Below are 19,340 nucleotides of genomic sequence, written 5' to 3'. Positions count from 1 at the left end.
ATCCGGGTCAGACATGAGCGCACGGGAAAAGCAGGAGCGATCGGGAAAACGGCCGGCGGTCAAAGGCAGCGCCAGGGCCGTCGCGGCCGAACCGACCCTGCTGACCGGCTCGCTCGCACCGGCCGAGGACGCACCGCGATCGCTGGAGGTCGCGATCGGTGCGGAGGTCCGCCGCCTGCGCAAATCGCTTGATCTCACGGTCGCCGAACTTGGCGCCGCCGCCGGCGTCTCGGCCGGCATGATGTCCAAGATCGAGAACGGCACCATCTCCGCCTCGCTCGCCACGCTCAAGTCGCTCGCCGCCAGCCTGAATGTGCCGATCACGCGCCTGTTTTCGGAAAGCGAAGAGCGCCGGCATTGCTCCTTCGTGAAGGCGGGGCAGGGCGCGCGGATCGAGCGCCGCGGGACCAAGTCCGGTCATCGTTACGATCTGCTCGGCAATTCCATGAAGGGCGACGTGGTCGTCGAGCCGTATCTGATCACGCTGCGGGACGATGCGGTGCCGTACACGCAGTTTCGTCACGCCGGCGTGGAATTGATCTACATGCTCTCGGGCCGGGTGCGCTATCGCCATGGCGATGACAGCTATGTGCTGGAGCCCGGCGACACGCTGTGCTTCGATGCGGCGGCGCGACACGGCCCGGAAAAATTGCTGAACGCGCCGATGCAATATCTCTCGATCATCATGTATCAGCGGCAGGATTAGCGGAGAGCCGCCAGCGGCCGCGCCATCGTTCGCGCTAATGTTCGAAATCGTCCGCAGCCAGTTCGATCGGCTGCCCGTGCGGCGTTCTAAGGCAGGCATGCTCCCATGCGTGGCGATAGCGGTGCAACGTGTCGCCGTCGGCGATGCCCTTGCGCGCGAGCAGCGTTTCGAGCGCGGCCAGCCAATGCCGGTAATAGGTCTCGCCGGTGTCGGGATCGCCCGCAGCTTGGGCGCGCTTGATCTCGGCGGCCAGCGCATCGGCCCATTCCGGCCATGTGAACAGCCCGCGCTTGTAGAGCGCGAGCGTCATCGCAAAGGCTTGCGCTTCCCAGGGCTCGCGGAACACCGGCCCGTCACCGTCCCGCGGAATGGTCGGGATCGCCTCGGCCGCCGCCAGTGCCGCGGTCCGATCCAGCGCCGTCTGATCCGAAGTCATCTCAGGCAGGCTCCAGATACGGCTCGAAGGCGTCGACCGACACCTTCACCGTCGGGTCTGTGTCCGCCCCCCACAGGTCACGGCCGTCGAACACCACCGTGTAGAGCCATTGCGGATTGTCGCCATCGCCGATGGCGGCCGAGTCCGGAAACACGTGACACCCGTGAACGATCTCGACCACGCCGGTATGTCCGCGCACGTAGCGCGGCAGGCGGGTATGGGTCGGCGGGTTTATCGTCCTCGCGCGCACGCGATCGCCGGGCTGGAAGGCGGCGGGGGCAGGCGAGGGACGCTCGAATTGCCCGCGCGTCAACACGCGGGTCACGTCGTCGCGTGTGAACGGTCCGCGCGGAAGCGGTTGTCCGGGCCTCAGTGCGTGACCGGACGCGAGTTCGTCCGCGGCGATCAGCCCGCGTTCGAGCAGCAAATTCTCCATGCCGAGTTGCCAGATCCGGTAATAGGAGCTGGACAGATAGACCTCGGCCGGCAGCAATTCGCGGGCGAAGCGCTGCGTGTCGATGTTGAGGCCGCCATTGGCGCCCATCGCGCGGTTCATCGCCATGACACGGCCTTCCCATGGTGCGTGGAAGACCGGTTCGTTTGGCTCCGGCTCGACTTTGCTGAAGCCCGCGACGCCGCCCATATCATGAACGCCACTCAGGTCGTGGACGCCACTCGGGTTGTCGACGCGCGTCATCGTTTCGCCTCCGCTGGCGCAATCGCCAGTCCGGTGCCGATCATGGAATCGCGCGTCACGAGGTCGGCGAGTTGATCCTCGCTCCAGCCGTCGGTCCCTGCCGGACGCATCGGGATCACGAGGAACCGCGTTTCCGCGGTCGAATCCCAAACCCGGATTTCGGTGTCGTCGGCCAACGTGACGCCGAAATCGCCCAGCACCCCGCGCGGGTCCTTCACCGCACGCGAACGGTAGGGCGCGGACTTGTACCAGACCGGCGGAAGCCCGAGCATTTCCCACGGGTAGCAGGAGCACAGCGTGCAGACGACCATGTTGTGGCGAGCGGGCGTGTTCTCGACCGCGACCAGATGCGCGCCGACCGGGCTGACATTGCCGAGCGCATTCACCGCCGCCGTGGCATCGTCGCGCAGCGCCTGTCTGAAGGCGGGATCGGTCCACGCCTTGGCGACAACGCGTGCGCCGTTGCGCGGTCCGATTTTGGTCTGATAGGCCTCGACGATCGCATCGAGCGCGGCCTGTTCGACATAGCCCTTCTCGATCAGGATCGTCTCGAGCGCGCGCACGCGCACCTGCATCTCCGAGAGTTCGGAGTGATCGTGGTCATGGTCGTGATGGTGGTCGTGGTCGTGAGCCATGCAACCAATCCTTGCGCGGACAGGCCTCAATTGCTGACGCATTGTCGCCGGTGTTGCAAGCCCCTCGGCGCGCCGAGGCGGCACGCGGTGATTTGCGATCAACCAGGTGCAGGCGGGCTCGGGGATTGAGGGCAGGTATGAGCAGATAGCCGGTGATCCGATGCCGGCCGGGATGTTACTGAGGTGGACATTCAATTGGGACGGTCGACATGCAGGAAACCCGGTTCACTGCGCCCGCGGGCGCCTTCACGCGGACGGTCCAGATCCGCTTCTCGCACTGCGACCCCGCCGGCATCGTTTATTTTCCGCATTACTTCAATATGTTCAACGGGCTGATCGAGGATTGGTACACCGAAGAGCTGAAGGTCAATTACGCCAACCTGATCCTGCACGATCAGCATGGTTTTCCGTTCGTGCATATCGATACCGATTTCAAAATCCCGAGCCGCATGGGCGAGAAACTCGATCTGACATTGCTGATCGAGAAAATCGGACGCTCGTCGTTGACGCTGGTGATCGTCGGCCACAAGGACGGGATCGAGCGGCTGCGGGCGCGGACGGTGACCGCGATGATGTCGCTTGAGTCACGGCGATCGGTGGAAATGCCGGCGGCGCTGCGCGCCGCGTTCGAGGCTTATGCCGCGAAGACGCGGTGAGGGCACATGCGGCTCCGTATCAACGATCCGCGCCTCCCGCGTCAGTGAATGGCGGGCGCTGAATCGCGGAAATACGGGATTTGACAATATTCCTATTATGACTATAGTCCGCTCACCCTGCTCGGTGAGGGGCGCCGTCCGGAGGCGTTCTTGATGGCGGAGCAGGGTGCGGCGCCTGCGGGCAAGCTTCGCAAGCTTGCACTCGGGCGGCGCCGGGGCTCCGCCCGGGGTCACTACGGACCCCTGCCAGGAGCTGGCTGACGCCATGCGCAGTTCAAGGCGCATGGAGGCAAAGCGCGGCCCGGCGCCGGGATGAGAACGCCGCTTGACGGTGCGCCGAGAGGCGGCTGCGCGGTGAGAGCCTCGCAGCATTCAGGAACGGCCCTGCGTCTGTCGGCGCGCCGTCCGCCCCTCACGCGCAAATCGGATATGGCCGATTTGCGCCACGCGTGACTGTCACGCGCCGGATGCGGCAACGCATCGCGGCAACAATAAGCCGTGGCTGTTTGACATGACGAAACCGGACGAGAGGCGGCGTGCGCGGCTATTGTGCGCGCTTCACGACGCCCGCTTGGCCGCCATCGCGTTCTCGATCAGCGTCTTGCCGAGCGACCAGATCGCGCCGGGCACGCGATGGCTGTCGCCGATCACCTGGTCGAAGGCGTTTTCGATCCAGGTGCAGTCGTCATCCGTGATCACGTAGGGCGGCAGCATCTTGATGGTGTGACTGCCATGGCCCGCGACCTGGGTCAGGATCTTGTGGTCCTTGAACAGCGGAATGGTGATGAGCTGGCAGAACAAGCCTTTATTCGCGGCCTCGATCATCGACCAGGACGCGCGCAGCTTCAGCGAACTCGGTGCGCCGAACTCGATGCCGATCATCAGGCCGAGACCGCGCGCTTCGCGCAGCATTTCGTGACGGCCGGTCATGGCGCGGAAAGATGCGAGCAGGCGCTCGCCGGTGCGCGCGGCGTTTTCCACCATGTGTTCGGAATCGATGACCGACAGCGTGGCGATGCCGGCCGCCATGGCCAGATCGTTCTTGGCGAAGGTCGATCCGTGCACCACCGCGCGATCCATGCGGTTGAACAGGCGGTCGAAGATGTCCTTCCTGGTCAGCAGCGCGCCGACCGGCACGTGTCCGCCGGACAACGCCTTGGCCACCAGGATCATGTCCGGCTGCACGCCCCAATGCTCGACGGCGAAGAACTTGCCGGTGCGTCCGAGACCGCACTGGATTTCATCGGCGATGAACAGGGCGCCATAGCGCCGGCACAAATCGGCGGCCGATTGCAGATAGTCGGGCGACGGCATGTGGACGCCCTTGCCCTGGATCGGTTCGACGATGAAGGCCGCGACGTCCCGCCGCCGCAACGCGGTCTCGAGCGCGGTGAGGTCGTTGAAGGGAACGGTCGCACAATCGCCGAGCAGGGGCTCGAAGCCCTTCTTGAAGATGTCGTCGCCGTTGAGCGACAGGGCGCCGAAGGTGAGGCCGTGAAACGCGTGATCGCAGGACAGGATCTTCGAGCGCTTGGTCGCCGCGCGCGCGAACTTGATCGCAGCTTCGACCGTCTCGGCGCCCGAATTGGCGAAAAAGACCTTGTCCAGATAGGGCGCCTTCGCCAGCAGCCGCTCGGCCAGAACGCCGGCAAGCGCCGGAACGTCCATCTGCACCAGGTTGGGCAGGTCAGCATCCAGCACGCTTTCCAGCGCGGTCCGCAACGCCGGATGGTTCCGGCCGATGCCGAACACGCCGAAGCCGCTGAGCAGATCGAGATAGCGGGTATCGGTCCGGTCGTAGAGATACTGGCCGGTGCCGCGCCGGAACCCCACATCGTAGCCGATGGTCCGGAGTACCCGGACCATTTGCTCATTCAGGTGGCGGCCATGTAAATCGAAGCGGCCGGCTTCGCGCGCCTCAAAAATGGCCGCAATGTCGTAGTTTTTTGGTTCGAGCATAGATCGAGTTGCTATGGTCCGGTTGCGACGTTTCGAAGGCAGCAGGATTCGCACGTTTGCCGTCGAGGTGAGATAGCATGAAAAGAATGGCTTTGCTTGCGGTGCTGATGGGTCTGTCCGTCGCACCTGTTTCGGCCGCCGACCCCTCCGGGGACTGGCTGGTGGAGAATGGAGAAGCGCGCATCCGCGTTGCGTTTTGCAGCGGTTCGCTCTGGGGCGTCATTAGCTGGGAAAAGAACCCCGGCGGCAAGGACAGCTCAAATCCCGATCCCGCCAAGCGGTCCCGCGACACCCTCGGCCTGCCGATCCTGATCGACATGAAACCGGCGGGCGGCGACAAATGGGCCGGCCAGATCTACAACGCCCAAAACGGCAAGATGTATCAGGCCAGCGTCAGCCTCGAATCGGAGAACGCGCTGAAGGTCCGGGGCTGCGTCATGGGCGGCCTGTTCTGCGGCGGCGAAACCTGGGCGCGGTCGACGGAGCCGGTTCAGGAACCGGCCCCGGCCAAGGCCAAGCCGAAGAGCAAGGCGAAGGCCAAGGATCCGGCGGGCGCAGACTCAGGCCTTACCGCCAGCGTCTGTTCCCGGATCGACGGCGTCTCTGGGACGACCCATTAGGGCCGGCTGGAACAGCACCGCTGCGCACATCGTCGTCACCAGCGACAAGGCCAGCAGCTTGCCCAGGCTCGAGGTGCCCGGGTGGCTCGACATCCACAGGCTGCCGAACGCGGTCGCGGTGGTCAGCGAGCTGAAGATCACCGCACGGGTGAGACTGGACTGCAGCAGGTTCGTCTGCCCCTCGCGCCACGCCATGATGTAATAGATCTTGAACGCGACCCCCATGCCGAGCAGCAGCGGCAGGGCGATGATGTTCGCGAAGTTCAGCGGCAGGTCGATCAGGACGCATATCTCCATGGTGATCACGCCCGCAAGCAGCAGCGGGACGACCGTGAGCATCACGTCGTTGACGCGGCGAAGCGCGATCCAGAGCAGGAGGCAAATCGACACCAGGGCGAGCAGACCTGCCTGAATGAAGGCGACCACGATCGTGTCTCCGGATTTCAGGATCGAGATCGGACCGCCAATCGCATTCGGCTCGACCTCGAGGACCTTGCGGGCGAAGTTGCGCAAAGTTTCGTTGTCGTTCGGGTCGCCCTTGGGGAACACCTCGACCCGGTAGCGGCCGTCGGAGGCAATCCACCCGTCTTTCAGTTCCGCCGGCAGGTTCTCGACGGTAACGAGACTGGCCTGGAGGAACATCTTCATCTGCGCCAGCTTGAAATTCAGCGGCACAATGACGGCCTGTTCGGCCGCATTTCGCACCGCGTCCGGCGCGGCGGCCAGCTTGAGTAGCAATCCGGCGAGCCGCTTGGCGGCTGTTCCGCCGGCGCCCGGCTGCTGTGCTGCGGTGTCCAGCATGGCTACGGTCTGTCGCAGGATTTCCACGGCCTCGCGCGCATCCGGGGCCGGACCGGCCGCGGCGTCCAGCGCCGGAGACAGCCTTTCCGCGGCCTGCTTGATCAGTGCAAGCTTCGCCTCCTGATCGTCTGGAACGAAGCTTGCGATCGACATCACCCGCTCGACCTCGGGCAGCTTCGCCAGCTTTGACGCGGCGATCTCGGCGTCCTTTGCCGAACCGGTCAGGACGTTGATCGCGCTCGCGCCTGTGTTGGGGTCCTGGCGCAGGTCCAGATAGGTCGCGATCGATTCCACCGATGAACTGCGCAGATTGATCGGGTTGAAATCGAAGCGCAGGAAGTACAGCAGCGGCAGCCCGATGATGGCTATTCCGAGCGTCACCCCGACGACCCATTTGCGGTTTCGCTCGACGAAATTGTCCGCCACGGCGAAGCTCGCGAAACCAAGCGGCTCCTTCTCGCCGGGAGGGTCGAGCACCGCGAGCAATGCGGGCAGCACCGTGAGGCTCATGAAGAACGCGACGAACATTCCGACGCCGGCAATCAGCCCGAGCTCCGACACGCCCTGATAATTCGTCGGCAGGAAAGCCAGGAAGCCGGCCGCGGTTGCTGCCGCGGCGAGCGCGAGCGGCGCGCCGATATCGCGCCCGGCATCGACCAGAGCCGCGTTCAGTTCATCCTTGTGATAGCGCTCGTCGCGGTAGCGCACGCTGTATTGGATGCAGAAATCGACGCCGAGGCCGACGAACAGTACGAAGAACGCGACCGAAATCATGTTCAGCGAGCCCACCATCAGGAAGCCAAGGGCCGCCGTGATGGCGAGACCGCCCGCCAGCGAGAGGAAGACCGCAAGGATGATGCGGCCCGACTTGAGAGCGAGCCAGAGAATGAACATCACCACGACGACGGTACCTATGCCGTGAAGGACCATGCCCTCCTTGACGGTGGCGAACTCCTCGTCGGCGATCGGAACCGAGCCGGTCAGCCGAACGCGGGCCTGGTAATCCGCGCTCAGCTTGGCCTCGGCCGCGGCCTGACGGACCGCATCGGTGGCCTGTTTGCCGGGCTCGAGCGCGCTGTAGTCAAGCTTCGGGAGGATATCGACGAATTTGCGCAGATCGCCCGGTTTCGACTTTTCGTTGGTGAGCATCTCCTGCCAGGAGAATGTCGCCGGCCGCCCGGCAAGGGCGTCCTCGAAGGTTTGCGAAAACCGGTCGAAAATCGGGGCCAGCGAATCGAGGGGCAATCGGCCCCCTTGCACGCCGATCATCGCCGCCTGGGTCGCCTGCGACAATCCGCGCCAGTTTGGATCGCGGGCCAGCATCGACACGAACGGGGCGACTTGCTGTAGTTGCCCGAGCGTCTGTCCGAGCTGCTCGACCGGCAGGAAAAGAAGCGCATTTTTTTCGAAGAACGCGCCGCCATCGGGACGGCGGACCTCCGGGAAAAGGGCGGGATTGTCCTTCAACCGGTCGGTCAGCCGGTCGGCGGCAAGCGCGGCCAGCTCGGGGGTCGGCGCATTAACCACAGCCAGGATGGTATGAACCCGTGCAGGAAAGGCCTTTTCCAGCGCGATTTCGCGCTGTCGCCAGTCGATGTGAGGCGAGATCAGGTTGCTGATATCGGTGTTGATATTGAAATTTCGGGCCGTATAGACCGCTGATCCCAGCGTGAGTAACGCGAAGACAAGAATCGTGATCCAGGGCGCGCGGATGCTGATTGCGACTGACTTCATCGTCAATCGGGCCATCAGAGAGGGGGCTTTATTCCTATTCACAGTGTCTAATCAGCCATTTGCTAGGCAAAATGCTCAGAAAATAAAGCTTTAATGCCGGTTTGGGTTGCCAATGCCACAGTTTGGCTCCAAGTGATTGATGGGTATGCTTTTTGCTTTTGGTTCATCGGTGATTCACTGGTTTGTTCACCGAGTTGCAGCCAAGCGTCCTCTACTGCGTTATCCCCCCATGCAAGCGACCGAAGGTGTTCCAATAATGGCTTCTGCTTCTGCGACCCCACTGCTGGACGCATTCGCGACCCCTGACGATCTGCGGAAATTGCCCGACGACCAGCTGCGACAGGTTGCGGACGAGCTCCGGACCGAGACCATCAACGCCGTCGCGGTGACCGGCGGTCATCTTGGCGCCGGTTTGGGCGTCGTCGAACTGACCGTGGCGCTGCATGCGGTTTTCGACACCCCGCGCGACCGGTTGATCTGGGACGTCGGGCATCAGGCTTATCCTCACAAAATCCTCACCGGGCGGCGCGACCGAATTCGCACCTTGCGGCAGGGCGGCGGTCTTTCGGGTTTCACCAAACGCGCCGAGAGCGAATACGACTGTTTCGGCGCGGCGCATTCTTCTACTTCAATTTCCGCCGGGTTGGGAATGGCTGTGGCTCGCGATCTTGCGGGCTCGAAGCATAATGTTGTGGCGGTGATCGGCGACGGGGCGATGTCCGCCGGGATGGCTTATGAGGCCATGAACAATGCCGGCGCCATGGACTCGCGCCTCATCGTGATCCTGAACGACAACGAGATGTCGATCGCGCCGCCGGTCGGGGCGATGTCGGCTTATCTCGCCCGCCTGATCTCGGGCCGGACCTATCTGTCCCTGCGTGAAATCGGCAAGCAGTTTGCCCGGCATCTGCCGCGCTTCATGCACGATCAGGCGGCCCGTGCGGAGGAATATGCGCGGGGAATGGTGACGGGCGGGACGCTGTTCGAAGAACTCGGCTTCTACTATGTGGGGCCGATCGACGGGCACAATCTCGATCATCTCCTCCCGGTGCTGCGCAATGTGCGCGACGCCACGTTTGGGCCGATCCTTGTTCACGTGGTGACGCAGAAGGGCAAGGGCTACGCGCCCGCCGAAGCCGCTGCCGACAAATATCACGGCGTGGTCAAGTTCGATGTCGTGACCGGACGCCAGTCGAAGGCGAAGGCCAATGCGCCGTCGTATACGAAGGTGTTCGGCGAAAGCCTGGTCAAGGAAGCGACGAAAGACGACCGGGTCGTCGCCATTACAGCTGCCATGCCCTCGGGCACGGGCATCGACATATTCGAGAAGTCCTTCCCGAAGCGCACATTCGACGTCGGCATCGCCGAGCAGCACGGTGTCACCTTCGCGGCAGGGCTCGCTACCGAGGGGCTGAAGCCATTCGTCGCGATCTACTCGACCTTCCTGCAGCGCGCCTATGATCAGGTGGTGCACGATGTCGCGATCCAGAAATTGCCGGTCCGGTTTGTCATGGATCGCGCCGGCCTGGTCGGCGCTGACGGCCCCACTCATGCCGGCTCCTTCGACATCGCCTATCTCGGCTGTCTGCCGCATTTCGTCCTGATGGCGGCGGCCGATGAAGCTGAACTCGTCCACATGGTGGCGACGCAGGCGGCGCTGGACGATGCTCCCTCGGGGCTGCGCTACCCGCGCGGCGACGGTGTCGGCGTCGATCTGCCGGAGGTCGGAATCCCGCTGGAGATCGGCAAGGGCAGGGTGTTGCGAGAAGGCAGCACCATCGCGCTCCTCTCATACGGCACGCGGCTGGCCGAATGCATGAAGGCGGCCGAGGCGCTTGCGGCGCATGGACTGACCACAACGGTTGCTGATGCGCGGTTCGCCAAGCCGCTCGACACCGATCTTGTTTTGCGGCTCGCGAAGAATCACGAGGTGCTGATCACGATCGAGGAAGGCTCGATCGGCGGCTTTGGGTCGCTGGTGTTGCAGACCCTTGCGGAACACGGCGCTTTCGATGCCGGGCTCAAGGTGCGCAGCATGGTGCTTCCGGATATTTTCATCGATCACGACACGCCGGCCGCGATGTATGCACGAGCCGGACTGGATGCTAACGGCATTCTTGCAAAGGCCTTCGAGGCGCTGGGCAAGGATATCAGGCAGGACAAGGTGCAACTTGCGTAAGCCAGACGACACTCCCCGAACCCAACTGCGTCCGCTCAATGTGGTGCTGGCCCAGCCGCGCGGTTTCTGCGCCGGCGTGGTGCGGGCAATCGACATTGTCGAGCGCGCGCTGAAGAAATATGGCCCGCCGGTCTACGTGCGCCATGAGATCGTTCACAACAAATATGTGGTCGAATCCCTGAAGGCGAAGGGCGCGCGGTTCGTCGAAAACGTCGCCGAGATCCCTGACGGCGCAGTCGCGATCTTCAGCGCGCACGGCGTGTCGAAGGACGTCGAGCGCGAGGCGTCCGACCGCAGCCTGCCGGTGATCGACGCCACCTGTCCGCTGGTGACCAAGGTTCACAACCAGGGCAAGCGTTATGTCGGCCAGGGCCGGACCGTGATCCTGATCGGGCATGCGGGACATCCCGAGGTCGAAGGCACGATGGGTCAGATTCCGGGGACGGTAGTGCTGGTGCAGACCGTGGCCGATGTCGACAAGCTCGAACTGCCGACCGACGCGCCGGTCGCCTATGTGACTCAAACGACGCTCAGCGTCGACGACACCCGCGATATCATCGCGGCTTTGACCAAGCGGTTCAGCGATATCCAGGGTCCGGATACGCGCGACATCTGTTATGCGACGCAGAACAGGCAAAGCGCGGTGCGCGATCTGTGCAAGCATGCCGATCTTCTGCTGGTGGTCGGGGCGACAAATTCTTCCAATTCCAATCGGCTCCGGGAAATCGGCGCCGAGGTCGGCATCCCGAGCTACCTGATCGCCGATGGCGGCGAACTCGATCCGGCTTGGCTGGAAGGAGTCGAAACTGTCGGCATCACCGCTGGCGCGTCGGCTCCCGAGGTGCTGGTCAACGACGTTATCGGTGCGCTAAAACGCCTTCGTATCGTAGATGTGACGACGCTGCCCGGCCGGGAGGAGAACATCACCTTCCGTCTCCCCGCCGAGGTTGCATCGGTTTAACCCCGCTTCCATTAGGCTTTCCCTTCCATGGCCATACCGTTCCACAAGGAAATCCGCATCGGCGGGTACCTCCTCAAGCAGAAGCTGCTCGGGCGAAAGCGTTATCCGCTCGTGCTGATGCTCGAGCCGCTGTTCCGCTGCAATCTTGCCTGCGTCGGCTGCGGCAAGATCGACTATCCGGATGCGATCCTCAACCGCCGCATGAGCGCGCAGGAATGCTGGGACGCGGCCGACGAATGCGGCGCGCCGATGGTTGCCATTCCGGGCGGCGAGCCGCTGATCCACAAGGAGATCGGCGAGATCGTCGCGGGCCTGGTCGCGCGCAAGAAATTCGTGTCGCTGTGCACCAACGCGCTGCTGCTGGAAAAGAAGCTGCATCTGTTCAAGCCATCGCCCTACCTGTTCTTCTCCGTGCATCTCGACGGCCTGCGCGACCACCACGACAAGGCGGTGTCGCAGAAGGGCGTGTTCGACAAGGCAGTGAAGGCGATCAAGGCGGCGCAGGACGCGGGCTTCGCCGTCAACGTCAATGCCACGATTTTCGACGGCCATTCGGCCGAGGATATTGCGGCGTTCCTCGACTACGCCAAGGAGATGAATGTCGGCGTCTCGATCTCGCCGGGCTATGCCTACGAGCGCGCGCCGGATCAGGCGCACTTCCTCAACCGCAAGAAGACCAAGGAGTTGTTCCGCAAGGTGTTTGCCCTGGGCAAGGGCAAAGGCTGGAAGTTCATGCACTCCACCTCATTCCTGGATTTCCTCGCCGGCAACCAGGAATACGAATGCACGCCCTGGGGCATGCCCGCCCGTAATATTTTCGGCTGGCAGAAGCCCTGCTATCTGCTTGGCGAAGGCTACACCAAGACCTTCAAGGAACTGATGGAAACCACCGACTGGGATTCCTACGGCACCGGCAAGTACGAAAAGTGCGCGGACTGCATGGCGCATTGCGGCTACGAGCCGACCGCGGCTCATGCCGCGATCAGCAATCCGCTGAAGGCGCTGTGGGTGTCGTTGCGCGGCATTCGCACCTCCGGACCGATGGCGCCGGAGATCGCGATGGATAAGCAGCGTCCTGCGGAATACGTGTTCTCGTCGCAGGTCCAGATGAAGCTATCGGAAATCCGCGCCGCGGAAGCCGAAGAGCGGGCCAAGAAGACCGCGAACGCGGCGTAAGGCCGAAAAGGCGCGGCCGGAATCCCGGCCCGCCGCGATCAGCGCCGGCAGTTGGCCTGGCTGGCGCAACAAGCCTCCAATCACCCTTGCGAGCGCGACGTCGCCGTCGGGCGTCAAAGCGCTGGATGCGATGTCCGGCAGGCTGCGAGTCGCAGGGTCGCTGACCGCGCGAATGACCGCGAAGGGCAGGTTGTGCTCACGCGCATATTCTGCCGCGATGTGGGATTCCATATCGACGGCGAGCGCTGTGGTCCCGGAATGCAACGCCGTCTTGGCGGCGGACGTCGTCACCACACTATCGCTTCCGGCGATTGCGCCGCGATGAACGCGCATCGCATGTCCGAGCGCGGAGGCGGCGGCCCGATGCCAGTCTTCATGCACGTCGTGGCGAACGTCGTCCGTCAGCACATGCGAAGCAATAACGATATCGCCCGGACGCAGATGCGGCGCGAGGCCACCGGCAAGACCGAAACTGAGGATGGCGCCAATCTCTCCTTGGCGGGGACGAACGGAGAAGATGCTCGAAAGCCTGTCCCGCAGCAGGTCCGACCGCCCACCGCTGCACAGCGTCAGCACGCCTTCTCCGGCTGCGATCTGCGCCTCGCGTCGAAGCCCGGTCACGACGAGCAGGGCGGGCTTCATGGCGGTCATTGCAGCCGCATCACATGCCGAAGGCGACGCGGCGGTCGTTGGCGGCGGTCAGGTTGCGATAGCGCGCCACCGCCCAGAGCGGGAAGAATTTCCGGTAGCCGTGATAGCGCAGGTAGAACACCCGCGGAAATCCGGTCGCGGTAAAGCGCTCCTCATCCCACAAGCCTTCACCGTTCTGATGATCGAGCAAATAGCGGACGCCGCGCTGGACCTGCGGATGCTCGACCTTGCCGGCCGCCATCAGAGCGAGCAGCGCCCAGGCCGTCTGCGAGGCCGTGCTCGGCGCCGGCTCATAGCCTTGGTAGTCGAGCTTGTAGCTCGCGCCATCCTCGCCCCAGCCGCCATCGGCATTCTGGATGCGGAGCAGCCAGTCGGCGGCCCGCGCGACCATCTCGTCGTTGGCATCGAGACCGGCGGCATTCAGTGCGCAGAGGCATGACCACGTGCCATAGATGTAGTTCAGCCCCCACCGGCCGTACCAGGAGCCGTCCGTGAGCTGTGTGGTTCGCAGATAGGCAATGCCATCGGCAATCGCGCGCCGGCCCTCGTCGTCGGGTGGAAGCTGCGCTAGCATCGAGATGCAGCGCGCGGTGACATCTTCGGTCGGCGGATCGAGCAGGGCGCCGTGATCCGAGAACGGGATATTGTTGAGGTAGCTGTAATTGTTGTCGGCGTCGAAAGCGCCCCAGCCGCCATTCTTGCTCTGCAGACCGAGCAGCCATTCGCGTGCGCGCGCAATGGCCGGATCGTAAGTCCGGTTGCTGGCGCTGGCCTCGGCGCGGTCCATCGCCATGACGACGACCGCGGTATCGTCGAGGTCGGGATAATAGGCGTTGTTATATTGGAACGCCCAGCCGCCCGGCCGCACATTCGGCCGCGCCTCGGCCCAGTCGCCCTTCACGTCGAGCACCTGCAAGGGCTTCAGCCAGTCGAGGCCGGCTTTCGCCGCTGCCTTGGCGGACTCGCTGCCGGATTCCAGCATCGCATGCGCGGTGAGCGCGGTATCCCAGACGGGGGAGACGCAGGGCTGGCAATAGGCCTCGTCGTCCTTGACCACCAGCAGCTTGTCGATCGATAGCCGCGCGACCGCGCGGTCGGGGTGGTCCTCGGGATAGCCGAGCACGTCATACATCATCACGCTGTTGGCCATCGCCGGGTAGATCGCGCCGAGCCCGTCCTCGCCATTCAGGCGCTCCTTGACGAAGGCGACGGCGGCGTCGATGGCGCGCTTGCGGGTCGATTTCGGAAACAGCGGCTCGGTTGCGCGCAACATCACATCGACGCCGCGGAAGAACAGGAACCACGACCATTTCTGGTGTGGCGCCTTCTTCACGCCACCGACCGATCGTGGCGACTCCAGAAACAGTTCGTCGATGCCGACGCCCTTCGGATTGCGGGCCAGTGGCTTCAGCGCGCCAAGCACCAGGAGCGGCACGATGACCGTGCGCGCCCAATACGACACCTTGGTCAGATGAAACGGAAACCAGCGCGGCAGCAGCATGATCTCGACCGGCATCACCGGTACCGCGCGCCATGTCACCACGCCGTAAAGCGCGAGCAGCGCGCGGGTGAAGACATTGCTGCGCGATGCGCCGCCGCGCGCGATGATCGCCTCGCGGGCGCGCCGCATATGGTCGGCATCGGGAGAATCGCCGATCATCTTGAGCGCGAAATAGGCCTTCACGCTCGCGCTCATGTCGAAGTCGCCCTCGTGGAAGAGCGGCCAACCGTCATGCTGCCCCTGGATGCGGCGAAGGTAGACCGCGATCTTGCGTTCGAGTTCGGTGTCTACCGGTTCGCCGAGATAATGGCGCAGCAACACATATTCGGCCGGGATGGTGGCATCCGCCTCGAGCTCGAACACCCAGTGGCCGTCGGGCCGCTGTGTCCTCAGCAGCGCATCGGTCGCCTGCGAAACGGAATGCTCAAGCAGGTCGCGGGCGAGGGGGGGTGGGGTGTCGTCAGTCGCAAGCATCATCGGTTGGACAGGACTTCGGCGGCGCGTTGACCGGACCGGATGGCGCCTTCGATTGTCGCCGGCAGTCCGGTATCGGTCCAGTCTCCCGCAAGGATCAGGTTGCTCCATCGCGTGGTCGCGGCGGGGCGGCGCGCGTTCTGCTCGGGCGTAGCGGCAAAGGTCGCGCGGCGTTCGCGGACCAGTTGCCACTTCGGAAGCGATGCGTCCATCCCCAGGATATGGGCGATTTCCTGCCATGCGGTTTCGGCAAGCTCCTGCCGAGGCTGCGTCAGCAGGCGGTCGGCATGGCTGATGGTCGCCGAAACGCGCTGTTTGAAGGCGAAAATCCACTCCACCGTGCGGTTGATAACGCCCGTCATGAACGGTGAACCGGCCGGCGGTGCAATATCGTAATGAATGTTGATGATGGCGCGGAACTGGTCCGGCGCCTCGAGGCCCGGGACGAGCTTGGTGGCCGCATAGGCCGGGACCGCGAGGACAAGGGACTCATCGGGACCGAGCGGCAGCTCGCCGTCGCCGAACCGGATCGCGCCGACCCTGTCGCCGGTTATCGACGCGCCTTCCATCTCGTGCTCGAAATGAATGGCCACTCCCTTGCCCTTCAGGAAAGCCAAGGCGGGCTCGACGAAAGCGGTGCTGAGGCCGCGTTCGAACACCAGCGGACGGCAGGCCTGTCCGCCGCGCATGAGCGTCTCGCGCGCGATCTTTGCCGCGAGCCGTGACGATCCGCTCGGCGTGTCGATATTGAGGGCGGCCACCATCAGCGGATCGAGCAGGCGGCGGTAGAGTTCGCTGTCACGGTCCAGCACCTCCCGCAAGGGCCGGTCGGTGCCACCGGCTATCAGCGGCAGGAGCTTCAGATAGTCGAGCACGGACGTCTTTGGCACGCGGCTGCCGGCGTCGAAAATCCAGGTCGGAAGACTGCCGTCGCCAAGCCGCAGGATCCAGCTTTCGCCGGACGCGCCGTCGACAAAGCGGAAACTGGCGGGCGCAAAATCCGGCGTGACGCCGATCGTCTTCAGATAATCGACGGCCGCATGGTTGCCCGAAAGAAGCAGGTGGGTGCCGTTGTCGATATGCATGCCGGTGGCGGCATCGTCGTAGGAACGGCAACGGCCGCCGGCCTGCCGGGTGGCTTCATGCAGGGTGACGGCGACACCAGCCAATGTCAGCCGCACAGCCGCGGAAAGGCCGGCGAGCCCGGCGCCGACAACGTGAACGTGTTTGATCATCAGACAATGCCGTAGCGGACGACCGCCCAGATCAGGCGGATGCGATCGACCCGGACCCGCGTGCGCGGCGGCGCGAAGCCGCGCTCCTGCAGGCGGTCCAGCATCGGCGCATAGGCTTCGGCCATGATGCGCGGCGCCTTCACGCTGGCGCGCGGTTGCCGCTCCATGATTGCACGCGCCTTCGCGAAGTGTTCGCGCGCGCGGCCGATCAGCGGCGTACAGGCCTGTCCGAGATTGGGATGCGCGATCACCGCGTGCGGATCGTCGCCCTGGATGCCGGCCGCCGTCAGACATTCTCGCGGCAAATAGAGGCGGCCGATATCGGCGTCTTCATCGACGTCGCGCAGGATGTTGGTGAGTTGCAACGCGCGGCCGAGATGATGCGACAGGTCGATCCCCGCGTCGTTGGGCACGCCGAATATCCGCACCGACAGACGGCCGACCGCGCTCGCGACCCGGTCACAATAGAGATCGAGGGTGGCGAGGTCGGGCGCGCGGATGTCGGACACAACATCCATTTCCATGCCATCGATGATGGCGAGGAAATCCTCGCGCCGCAGGCCAAAGTCGCGGACCGGCCCGAGGAAGCCGCCCATGCGTTCGGACGGTTTGCCGGCGTAGAGAGAGGCGACATCCTCGCGATAGCGGTTCAGTTCGGCGAGCCTGGCATCGCGCGGCCCGTGGGAGTCGGCGACGTCATCGACCTTGCGGCAGAACTTGTAGACTTCGAACATCGCCTCGCGCTTGGCGCGCGGCAAGATTCGCATCGCCAGATAGAACGAGGAGCCGCCGGCATGCTGTTCGGCGTCGGCTGAGACGGATGGGGTTGTCACGGGCGGAGATCCTGCGCGCGCCTGACCGGGGTGCTGCGCGGCAGCAGCCGGCGCGCCACGGTTTTGGCGACGGAGCCGGCCATGACGCCGACAAGCGTTGCACGTGAGAGATGAACCTTGTCGGCGAGGGGATCGGCGTTCTGCAACAGGCCGAGGATACGTTGCGCGAGCGCCGAGATGGCGGCGACCTCGCAGGCGAGGCGGGTGTCCCTGATCTCGTCGGTCAGCGGGGGCTGGGTCTGGAAATAGGCGACGGTGCGGCGCGCGAGATCGTGCAGGCAGGCAAGCAGCGCCGGCGACGATTTCGGTGCCGCCAACATTTCGGTAGTGGCGCCATGGCTGCGCAGGATGTCCTGCGGGAGATAGACGCGGTCGAGCGCCCGGTAGTCCTTGCCGCAATCCTGCAGGTGATTGACGATCTGCAGCACCGCGCAGAGCACATCCGAGGACGCCCAGGTCGCGCGGTCCTCGCCATGGACGTCCAGAACGAAGCGACCGACTGGCATCGCCGAATAGGTGCAATAGCCGATGAGGTCGTCCCAGTCGGCGTAGCGGTTCTTGGTCACGTCCTGGCGGAAGGCTTTCAGCAGGTCGAGTCCGTGCTGAGGCGAAAGCCTGCGCTCGGCGATCTGCTCGCGCAGCCGCACCGACAGGACATCGTCCGAATTCGCACCGGTCAGCGTTTGCTCCATCCGGTCCAGCCCCCGGAGCTTGTCGGCGGCGGGAAGCGTCGGGTGGTCCGCAATATCGTCGGCCGCGCGTGCAAAGTCGTAGAAGGCCATAATGGCGGGGCGATGCCGCGCGCTCACGAGCCGGGAGGCAACCGGGAAATTCTCGTCGCGGTGGTCTTTGCCGGACCGGAAATCTGCCGATTGAGCCATCATGCCTTTCTTCAGGCTTTTCTCGCCTGGTAACGCCCCTTCCAGTGTCCGCCCTTGCCGAGCATATGCTGGAGCGCGGAACTGAAGGTAAATGCCATGTAGCCGGTCGCAATGGCCGGGAGGGCGGGTGCCCAGAGCGGGGTTAGACCATAAAAGCGCAACATTGGCCAAAAGGAGACTGCCATGAGCGCCCAGGCCGCGAGCCCCAGCGCCCGTGCGGTTCCATGGCCGAACAGAGTGAGGAGCGGGGGCGCCCAATAGGTCACGGCCATGCCCGCCAGGGTCAGGCCCAGCAGCACCGGCGAATAGCGGAGCTGGGCGTAGGCCGAGCGCGACACCATGGCGTGGATATCGGCCAGTGCCCCGGAGGCGCGGATACTGCGGACACGATCGGTCAGGCCGAGCCAGATCGGGCCCTGCTGCTTCATCACCGCAGCCAGCGAGCAATCGTCGATCAGGGCATCGCGGATGACTGCGATCCCGCCCGCCCGCTCCAGTGCATCGGCGCGGATCAGCATGCAGCCGCCGGCGGCTGCGGCCATCGGGTTCTTCGGGTCGTTCATCCAGGAAAACGGATAGAGCATCTGGAAGAAATAGACGAAGGCCGGAATGAAAGCGCGCTCCGCCAGGCTCTCGCAGCGCAGCTTCGCCATCAGTGAGGTCAGCACGTAGCCGCCTGTTTCGGCGCGCTCCGCCAGTGTCCGCACCATGTCCGGCGCATAGACGATGTCGGCGTCGGTGAGCAGCAGAAGGTCCGGACGGCCCCGGGTCGCCGCCGCGATCCCCTGCTGCACGGCCCACAATTTACCGGTCCAGCCCTCCGGCAGCGGCTCGCCGCGCAGGATCGTCAGCGCGACCTGCGAGCCGGTCTGCTCGGGAAGACACGCCGCAATCGACGCGGTCGCGTCCTCACTGTTGTCGTCCACTAGGATGACGGAGAACCGGCCCGGATAATCCTGCAGCAGCAGGGACGTCACGCTGGCCGCGATCGATTCCTGTTCGTTGCGCGCCGGAATGACCGCGACGATGTGCGGCCATGCCGCGGGCGCTGCGGAGGGCTTGTCGCCCTTAACATCGGCGCGCCAATAGCCGCCGCGGAGGAAGACGCAATAGAGCCATATCATGAGCGATATGGCGGCGATCGAAACGGTCATTCTGGCTGGATGGGTTCGTGATCGGAGCGGGGCCTCCTCTTACGCAAGAAA

At 64.3% G+C, this 19,340-nt stretch carries 17 protein-coding genes; 6 read left to right on the top strand and 11 right to left on the bottom strand.

The window, feature by feature from the left end; genetic code table 11:
- The first annotated feature begins 13 nt into the window (after nucleotides 1-13).
- The gene (locus tag AC5I5I_RS06230) at nucleotides 14-706 is read left to right on the top strand and encodes a helix-turn-helix domain-containing protein (protein WP_495970966.1); all 693 of its coding nucleotides are present in this window, start codon (nucleotides 14-16) and stop codon (nucleotides 704-706) included.
- Nucleotides 707-740: 34 nt separating this feature from the next.
- Here the strand turns inward: AC5I5I_RS06230 and AC5I5I_RS06225 are convergent, their stop codons facing one another.
- The 3 genes from AC5I5I_RS06225 to nthA are packed head-to-tail and all read right to left on the bottom strand — an operon-like array spanning nucleotide 741 to nucleotide 2,474.
- Nucleotides 741-1,142: a nitrile hydratase accessory protein gene (locus AC5I5I_RS06225; protein ID WP_495970964.1), complete on the bottom strand. Its 402-nt coding sequence runs from the start codon at nucleotides 1,140-1,142 to the stop codon at nucleotides 741-743.
- Nucleotide 1,143: 1 nt separating this feature from the next.
- On the bottom strand, nucleotides 1,144-1,803 hold the full coding sequence (nthB, locus tag AC5I5I_RS06220) for a nitrile hydratase subunit beta (protein ID WP_495971146.1): 660 nt from the start codon (nucleotides 1,801-1,803) through the stop codon (nucleotides 1,144-1,146).
- 32 nt (nucleotides 1,804-1,835) lie between these two features.
- On the bottom strand, nucleotides 1,836-2,474 hold the full coding sequence (gene nthA, locus AC5I5I_RS06215) for a nitrile hydratase subunit alpha (protein ID WP_495970962.1): 639 nt from the start codon (nucleotides 2,472-2,474) through the stop codon (nucleotides 1,836-1,838).
- A gap of 209 nt (nucleotides 2,475-2,683) precedes the next feature.
- Here nthA and AC5I5I_RS06210 point away from each other — a divergent pair, with 209 nt between their 5' ends.
- Nucleotides 2,684-3,130, top strand: a complete 447-nt coding sequence (locus AC5I5I_RS06210; protein WP_495970960.1) for an acyl-CoA thioesterase — start codon at nucleotides 2,684-2,686, stop codon at nucleotides 3,128-3,130.
- 558 nt (nucleotides 3,131-3,688) lie between these two features.
- Here AC5I5I_RS06210 and AC5I5I_RS06205 read toward each other — a convergent pair.
- On the bottom strand, nucleotides 3,689-5,089 hold the full coding sequence (locus tag AC5I5I_RS06205; protein WP_495970958.1) for an aspartate aminotransferase family protein: 1,401 nt from the start codon (nucleotides 5,087-5,089) through the stop codon (nucleotides 3,689-3,691).
- Nucleotides 5,090-5,166: 77 nt separating this feature from the next.
- Here AC5I5I_RS06205 and AC5I5I_RS06200 point away from each other — a divergent pair, with 77 nt between their 5' ends.
- Nucleotides 5,167-5,709, top strand: a complete 543-nt coding sequence (locus AC5I5I_RS06200; protein ID WP_495970956.1) for a DUF2147 domain-containing protein — start codon at nucleotides 5,167-5,169, stop codon at nucleotides 5,707-5,709.
- Here the strand turns inward: AC5I5I_RS06200 and hpnN are convergent.
- Nucleotides 5,650-8,244 (bottom strand): hopanoid transporter HpnN, encoded by a 2,595-nt coding sequence (gene hpnN / locus AC5I5I_RS06195; RefSeq protein ID WP_495970954.1) that lies wholly within the window; start codon nucleotides 8,242-8,244, stop codon nucleotides 5,650-5,652. The genes AC5I5I_RS06200 and hpnN overlap by 60 nt on opposite strands.
- A 256-nt stretch (nucleotides 8,245-8,500) precedes the next feature.
- On the opposite strand from hpnN, the gene dxs reads away from it, so the two are divergent.
- Genes dxs through hpnH form a run of 3 tightly spaced genes read left to right on the top strand, consistent with a single transcriptional unit; the run spans nucleotide 8,501 to nucleotide 12,560 of the window.
- Nucleotides 8,501-10,423, top strand: coding sequence for a 1-deoxy-D-xylulose-5-phosphate synthase (gene dxs / locus AC5I5I_RS06190; RefSeq protein WP_495970952.1), 1,923 nt, complete (start codon nucleotides 8,501-8,503; stop codon nucleotides 10,421-10,423).
- The gene (gene ispH, locus AC5I5I_RS06185; RefSeq protein ID WP_495970950.1) at nucleotides 10,416-11,384 is read left to right on the top strand and encodes a 4-hydroxy-3-methylbut-2-enyl diphosphate reductase; all 969 of its coding nucleotides are present in this window, start codon (nucleotides 10,416-10,418) and stop codon (nucleotides 11,382-11,384) included. The genes dxs and ispH overlap by 8 nt, the downstream gene beginning before the upstream one ends.
- A 27-nt stretch (nucleotides 11,385-11,411) precedes the next feature.
- A complete protein-coding gene (gene hpnH / locus AC5I5I_RS06180) occupies nucleotides 11,412-12,560 on the top strand; it encodes an adenosyl-hopene transferase HpnH (RefSeq protein ID WP_495970948.1) in 1,149 nt (382 codons plus the stop codon).
- Here hpnH and AC5I5I_RS06175 read toward each other — a convergent pair.
- Genes AC5I5I_RS06175 through AC5I5I_RS06150 form a run of 6 tightly spaced genes read right to left on the bottom strand, consistent with a single transcriptional unit; the run spans nucleotide 12,498 to nucleotide 19,289 of the window.
- Nucleotides 12,498-13,211 carry a phosphorylase gene (locus AC5I5I_RS06175; protein WP_495970946.1) on the bottom strand — a complete coding sequence of 238 codons (714 nt, stop codon included), beginning with the start codon at nucleotides 13,209-13,211 and terminating at the stop codon, nucleotides 12,498-12,500. The genes hpnH and AC5I5I_RS06175 overlap by 63 nt on opposite strands.
- Nucleotides 13,212-13,221: 10 nt before the next feature.
- Nucleotides 13,222-15,189, bottom strand: coding sequence for a squalene--hopene cyclase (gene shc, locus AC5I5I_RS06170; protein WP_495970944.1), 1,968 nt, complete (start codon nucleotides 15,187-15,189; stop codon nucleotides 13,222-13,224).
- A complete protein-coding gene (gene hpnE / locus AC5I5I_RS06165) occupies nucleotides 15,186-16,421 on the bottom strand; it encodes a hydroxysqualene dehydroxylase HpnE (RefSeq protein WP_495970942.1) in 1,236 nt (411 codons plus the stop codon). The genes shc and hpnE overlap by 4 nt, the downstream gene beginning before the upstream one ends.
- The gene (gene hpnD, locus AC5I5I_RS06160; RefSeq protein ID WP_495970940.1) at nucleotides 16,421-17,254 is read right to left on the bottom strand and encodes a presqualene diphosphate synthase HpnD; all 834 of its coding nucleotides are present in this window, start codon (nucleotides 17,252-17,254) and stop codon (nucleotides 16,421-16,423) included. Before hpnD ends, hpnE begins: the two co-directional genes overlap by 1 nt.
- Nucleotides 17,251-18,135, bottom strand: a complete 885-nt coding sequence (gene hpnC, locus AC5I5I_RS06155) for a squalene synthase HpnC (RefSeq protein ID WP_495970938.1) — start codon at nucleotides 18,133-18,135, stop codon at nucleotides 17,251-17,253. The genes hpnD and hpnC overlap by 4 nt, the downstream gene beginning before the upstream one ends.
- Before the next feature lie 11 nt (nucleotides 18,136-18,146).
- Nucleotides 18,147-19,289 carry a glycosyltransferase gene (locus AC5I5I_RS06150; RefSeq protein ID WP_495970936.1) on the bottom strand — a complete coding sequence of 381 codons (1,143 nt, stop codon included), beginning with the start codon at nucleotides 19,287-19,289 and terminating at the stop codon, nucleotides 18,147-18,149.
- Nucleotides 19,290-19,340: the final 51 nt, after the last annotated feature.

The sequence above is a fragment of the Pseudorhodoplanes sp. genome, from assembly GCF_059499825.1.
Note: the sequence above shows the minus strand (reverse complement) of the source record. Positions and strands in the feature narration are given on the sequence as shown.

Bases quoted from the DNA above. Each gene is read 5' to 3' on its own strand.
- hpnE (WP_495970942.1), bottom strand. From the start codon at position 16,421: ATGATCAAACACGTTCACGTTGTCGGCGCCGGGCTCGCCGGCCTTTCC.
- AC5I5I_RS06175 (WP_495970946.1), bottom strand. From the start codon at position 13,211: ATGACCGCCATGAAGCCCGCCCTGCTCGTCGTGACCGGGCTTCGACGC.
- hpnN (WP_495970954.1), bottom strand. From the start codon at position 8,244: ATGAAGTCAGTCGCAATCAGCATCCGCGCGCCCTGGATCACGATTCTT.
- AC5I5I_RS06230 (WP_495970966.1), top strand. From the start codon at position 14: ATGAGCGCACGGGAAAAGCAGGAGCGATCGGGAAAACGGCCGGCGGTC.
- hpnH (WP_495970948.1), top strand. From the start codon at position 11,412: ATGGCCATACCGTTCCACAAGGAAATCCGCATCGGCGGGTACCTCCTC.
- hpnC (WP_495970938.1), bottom strand. From the start codon at position 18,135: ATGGCTCAATCGGCAGATTTCCGGTCCGGCAAAGACCACCGCGACGAG.
- AC5I5I_RS06225 (WP_495970964.1), bottom strand. From the start codon at position 1,142: ATGACTTCGGATCAGACGGCGCTGGATCGGACCGCGGCACTGGCGGCG.
- AC5I5I_RS06210 (WP_495970960.1), top strand. From the start codon at position 2,684: ATGCAGGAAACCCGGTTCACTGCGCCCGCGGGCGCCTTCACGCGGACG.
- AC5I5I_RS06200 (WP_495970956.1), top strand. From the start codon at position 5,167: ATGAAAAGAATGGCTTTGCTTGCGGTGCTGATGGGTCTGTCCGTCGCA.
- AC5I5I_RS06205 (WP_495970958.1), bottom strand. From the start codon at position 5,089: ATGCTCGAACCAAAAAACTACGACATTGCGGCCATTTTTGAGGCGCGC.
- AC5I5I_RS06150 (WP_495970936.1), bottom strand. From the start codon at position 19,289: ATGACCGTTTCGATCGCCGCCATATCGCTCATGATATGGCTCTATTGC.
- shc (WP_495970944.1), bottom strand. From the start codon at position 15,189: ATGATGCTTGCGACTGACGACACCCCACCCCCCCTCGCCCGCGACCTG.
- dxs (WP_495970952.1), top strand. From the start codon at position 8,501: ATGGCTTCTGCTTCTGCGACCCCACTGCTGGACGCATTCGCGACCCCT.
- nthA (WP_495970962.1), bottom strand. From the start codon at position 2,474: ATGGCTCACGACCACGACCACCATCACGACCATGACCACGATCACTCC.